Source organism: Methanospirillum sp., assembly GCF_035560735.1.
Taxonomy (GTDB): Archaea; Halobacteriota; Methanomicrobia; order Methanomicrobiales; family Methanospirillaceae; genus Methanospirillum.
On record NZ_DATMYY010000245.1, the window covers coordinates 1 to 4,392 of the forward strand.

At 42.7% G+C, this 4,392-nt stretch carries 4 protein-coding genes and 1 pseudogene; 4 read left to right on the forward strand and 1 reads right to left on the reverse strand.

Translation table 11 applies throughout. The features are described from left to right. From VN429_RS06975 to VN429_RS06985, 4 genes and pseudogenes are all read left to right on the forward strand, one after another. Window positions 1-1,793: radical SAM protein (locus VN429_RS06975; protein WP_325631361.1), on the forward strand; the 1,793-nt coding region annotated here is incomplete at its 5' end. A 92-nt stretch (window positions 1,794-1,885) separates the two neighbouring features. Next, a pseudogene (locus tag VN429_RS12560) lies at window positions 1,886-2,263 on the forward strand (class I SAM-dependent methyltransferase); the annotation flags it as partial. Window positions 2,264-2,326: 63 nt separating this feature from the next. Then, on the forward strand, window positions 2,327-2,563 hold the full coding sequence (locus VN429_RS06980) for a hypothetical protein (protein ID WP_325631363.1): 237 nt from the start codon (window positions 2,327-2,329) through the stop codon (window positions 2,561-2,563). A 143-nt stretch (window positions 2,564-2,706) separates the two neighbouring features. Next, entirely contained in the window at window positions 2,707-3,303 is a 597-nt protein-coding gene (locus tag VN429_RS06985) for a class I SAM-dependent methyltransferase (protein WP_325631365.1), read from the forward strand. Between the two features lie 247 nt (window positions 3,304-3,550). On the opposite strand, the gene modA is transcribed toward VN429_RS06985, so the two are convergent. Then, a partial coding sequence (gene modA, locus VN429_RS06990) for a molybdate ABC transporter substrate-binding protein (protein ID WP_325631367.1) occupies window positions 3,551-4,392 on the reverse strand: 842 nt, incomplete at its 5' end.

Sequence of the window (4,392 nt, forward strand, 5' to 3'; positions counted from 1 at the left end):
GTATACAACTGATGGTTCTGTTCCCTCTGTTATCAGGCAGAAAAGGCATGGAATCTAAACCTGATACCCACGGAAAAAATATGATCTGCAATTATTGTGAGCGGTACTGTGATATCGCAGAGGGAATCTCCGGGTACTGCAGAATGTACCAGAACGAAGCGGGAGTTATCACTGAAAACTATCCTGATTCATACCTCAATATTTACCCGGTTTCAAGCGAGTCTATTCCGATGCTCCACTTCTACCCAAACAGCATCTTCCTGCTGGTAAGCACCATCGGGTGTAACTTTGCCTGTGATGGATGTATTTCAGAATTTCAGACAACTCGTAAAGGAACACTCCAAAAGGTCTTAACACCACATACCCCGGAGGATATTCTTACAATTGCAAGGGAAAGCTCCTGCAGGGGTATTACGTTCTGTCTTAATGAACCAACAGTCTCACTTCCCACCTTCCTGCGGCTCGCAAAGACTGCAAAGAAAGAGGGATTTTTAATTGGGTGCTCAAGTAACGGATATATGACCGAAGAGACCTTGAGGCAGATGATCCCGTATCTTGATTTTGTAAATATCGGGCTGAAAGGATCTTCTGATGAGAGATACCGGGAGTGCGGGGCTGTTTCAGCAGAACCTGTCTTTCGAAACCTCCAAATCCTGTATGATGCAGGTGTTTTTATCGAGGTCTCTACTATGTATCTCGTTGGAAGAGAAGATGAAATCTGCGGGGCTGCGAAGCGGATCAAACAGATATCCCCTTCAATTCCATTTCAGGTCATGAGGTTTTTCGCTGTTACTGAAGATCTCAACCATTTTCAACCAGACAAAACTCAGGCAGAAGCCATATGTACTACACTTCGGGAGGTAGTGGACCATGTCTATCTCTTTAATACACCTGCTACTACCGAACTTGACTCCCGATGCCCGAACTGTGGGAAAACGATCATTCACAGGGTATTTTTTGGTCCGATGGCTGCCCGTATCCTCTCAATGCAGCCTGACGGGATTTGTTCCTGTGGGTACACATATTTCCACAAAGGGGATATCGTACCGATTCCTGCCGATGACGCTCCTGTCCTTGGTGGATACCGCTCGATTATGGGTGCGAAATTTATTGCATCATTCTTGAAAGTTCTTGGCGTTACTGATGAAGTTGAGATTGATAATCTCTGTAACCTTGTCATCGGTAATGGATACCTTGCAGACCTGCAACAGCAGCATGATTCACTTGAGACGTTCACTGCCATGACCAGGTATCTCTCAAATCTCTCAGGCAGGCAGGAGACTGGTGAGAAACTTATCAGGTATGCAACCAAAGTCGCGAACGATATCGCAGAAAAGGTGCAAAACGCAAATAACCCCCGGGTATATGGCGTATTCTGTCACCCTCTCTCGCCCATGTATGCAACAAAACTTGGAAACGTCCTTGTCGAGATGGCGGGAGGGATGAGTCTGAATATACAGGGTAATTTCCATGAGAGGTCTCATGCGGAGTACACAGCTAAAGAACTCAACGACCTAAATCCAGAGATTATTCTGATCTCCGGACATTTTGCCCCATCGATTGATGAATTTCTCACGACCTGTAAAAACCTTGGTATCTCATGTAAGGCCACTGTAGAAAGAAAGGTGTTTACAATGGATAGTGAATTCACATCAGGCGATCTCGGCTGGCTTATCAGCCTGATGGACGTTGCGAATATCCTTCATCCCGATATCATCAATTATTCACTTGAAGAAGAAAAAAAAAGACTTGAAACATTCGTTACTGAAGCTAAAGGTAAGGGATCTCTATAAACAGCCCAGACGCTCTAGAAAAGACAAATCAGACGTATGATCCTGCATCAGTCTTTGATGCAGAAGATTATCTCTATTTTTATGGGGATATAATAAAGGATGAGTATACTGATGAGGAAGTAGCATTTCTCATACAGAATCTCTGCCTTGAATCAGATAAAAAAATCCTTGATCTCGCCTGTGGACACGGGAGACATGCAAACCGGCTTGCAGAATTTGGGCACGATGTCACAGGTATCGACCAAAGCCAGGAATTTCTCTCAATAGCTCGGGATGATGCAGATAAGAGAGGAGTCAGAGTAAAATATCTCTGCAATGATTCCAGGAAATACTGCGAATCAGAAGCATATGATTGTGTCATCCATCTGTTTAGTTCGTTTGGGTATTTTTCAGATGATGAGAATGAGATCGTCATCAGGAATATTGCCTCTTCACTCCGACCAGGCGGAATGGTATGTCTTGATATTCTGAATAGGGATGCTTTTTTAAAGGATTATCCACGATTTTCAGTAAGGGAGAAGAATACAGATCTGATGATAGACAGAAACCGCTTTGACCCGTTAACTGGAAGGCTGTATAACTCTCGCATCATCATTAGGGAAGGGAAACGGAGAGATACCCCGTTCTTTCTCCGGCTCTATAACCCAAATGAGATCATAAGGATTCTTAAAAATGAAGGGCTTATGGTTATGAATATCTATAGTGACTGGAAGGGTAGACTGCTAGACAGCGAATCGAAACGGATGATTCTGATAGCAAAAAGGGTTTGACGGAATACTGAAGTCACATCTTTTTACAGGCAATGAAGACCGAACAACCAAATCTCTGGGATCTTGCTGCAGAACGATATGCAGAAGATTAATCTCCTCTGACGATATTTCATCGTTCAATTTATATGCCGGTTATTGAGTCGATGATTGGGGATGTCTACAATAAGTATGTTCTTGATCTTGGATGCGGATGCGGAGAGTTTACCAAAAAAGTTGCATTAAAAAGAGCGTTTACTGTTGGGATAGACGGTTCAGAGAAGATGATATCATATGCATCAAAGGAAAATGCAGGGTCTGCAGCCATGTACGCTATTATGGACATTACCAAGCCTCTTCCAATAAAAAGCAGATCTATGGATATTGTCATAGCAAACATGGTTTTGATGGATATCCCAGATATAGAGATCTGCATCAGCGAAGTCGCAAGGGTTCTCCGGATTGATGGCATATTTCTTCTCTCCATTACTCACCCTGCATTCTTCTGTAGTGACTGGGCCCATGAGGATACAAACCCACGGGGATACAAAGTCGTCAGGGATTATCTACATGAGAAATGTGAACCGGTTAGTTTTTGGGGAGAAACGCTTCATTATCACCGCCCCCTCTCATCATATTTTAATGCTTTTGAGAAGAGTGGGATGTGTGTCCTCTCGTTAAAAGAACCATTCCAGATCTTAAGAAGAATATTGAGGACCCATCACTTCTCTCTCATTTTAGGATTCCATCATTTATTGTACTGAAAGCGGCTCTGCTACAATAGAATACGTGAATCTTTAGTAATTAGTGAACCATTAATTCCGCATCGAGACCTAGGAACTGTTACGGCTGGTAGAGGTAGTAATGACCAGTGAAGCCAGGGAAATAGGGAAAGGACAGAATCCGGAATTTAATTCAAAAAGAAATAACGTGTTCAGAAACTTGAAACCCTAAATCAAAGATATCTTTCAAAGGGGGGGAGTAACTTTCCCTTCCACCTTTTTGTAGGGTTTAAGCTACATCAAACTTGTAGTTCTTAAGAACAGTCTTGCCCTGATCTGATTTTATCAGGTCGATATACTGTTTGGCAACGTCCTTCTCGCCTGATCTTGTCAGAATTCCTGCAGGATATGAGGCTACAACATTAAATTTGTCTGGAAGTTCAATAATCTTAACTTTATCAGCAATGTCCTTGGTCACATCAGAGAAGTAGGTTATACCTGCATCTGCTTCTCCCATTGCAACCTTAGTTGCAGCCTGGGCTACGTTGGTCTCTTCAGAGACAATGTTTTTCCTGAAATTTCCAACAAATACCGGACCATACTCGGGATCATTGCTTGCCTTGGTCAGCATCTGCTCAGTATACTTACGGATAGGTACACTTGAGACCTCACTTACAATTTTAACTCCGGGATTACCCAGATCATAAAGTCCAGCTATTTTCTTTGGATTATCAGCAGGTACAATAATTGCAAGTTTTCCTTTTGCAATTGGTGTAACACTTGAGTTATCAATTAATTTTGCTGCAACAAGGTTCTGCATGTTCTGATCACTTGCTGGAAGGAAGAGATCAGCTGGAGCACCATTCTTTATTTGAGTTTCAAGAGTTCCAGAACTATCAAAGTCTGTTACAATATGAACATTTGGATGAGCCTTCTCAAATATCTGGTCAATATCATAAATTGCACCAGTCAGTGATGCAGCAGCAAATACCCAGAGTTCACTCTGGTTAGAACCAGTCCCTGCTGCTGAAACACACCCTACCTGTACTGCGAGCAGGAGTATTACCAGCCCGAGGGTCATGTATGAAAATAATCTCTTCATAGATACACACCTTACACCATCCCATAGGA